This window comes from Chromohalobacter sp. HP20-39, assembly GCF_033052815.1.
In the GTDB taxonomy this organism is placed as follows: Bacteria; Pseudomonadota; Gammaproteobacteria; order Pseudomonadales; family Halomonadaceae; genus Chromohalobacter.
The window spans coordinates 1-247 of sequence record NZ_JAWHTP010001018.1 but is presented as its reverse complement, the minus strand read 5'-3'; the positions used below and the strand labels follow the sequence as shown (position 1 = coordinate 247).

At 67.2% G+C, this 247-nt stretch carries 1 protein-coding gene; it reads right to left on the bottom strand.

Annotated elements, in window-relative coordinates; all coding sequences use genetic code 11:
- Nucleotides 1-63: 63 nt before the first annotated feature.
- Nucleotides 64-247: hypothetical protein (locus tag RVY79_RS21005; protein WP_317466549.1), on the bottom strand; the 184-nt coding region annotated here is incomplete at its 5' end.

Sequence of the window (247 nt, the reverse complement as noted above, 5' to 3'; positions counted from 1 at the left end):
CGGCATCGCCGGCGAGCGTGCGGCCGGACCGGTCACGATAGTTGACCAAATATGGAGGGTCCGTTAGGGCGTGGTCGCAAGACTCTGATGGCAGGCCGGCCAGCGCTGAGCGGCAATCGCCGAGCAGCACGGTGTCGAGGGGAAGGGCAGGATGAATCGCAGGCATAGGTCGCTCCGAAAGCTGGCGACAGGGCCGCATGGGGCCTCTGCCGTGCGCTTGTGCCAGGTGTCCGACAGCGCATGCCCG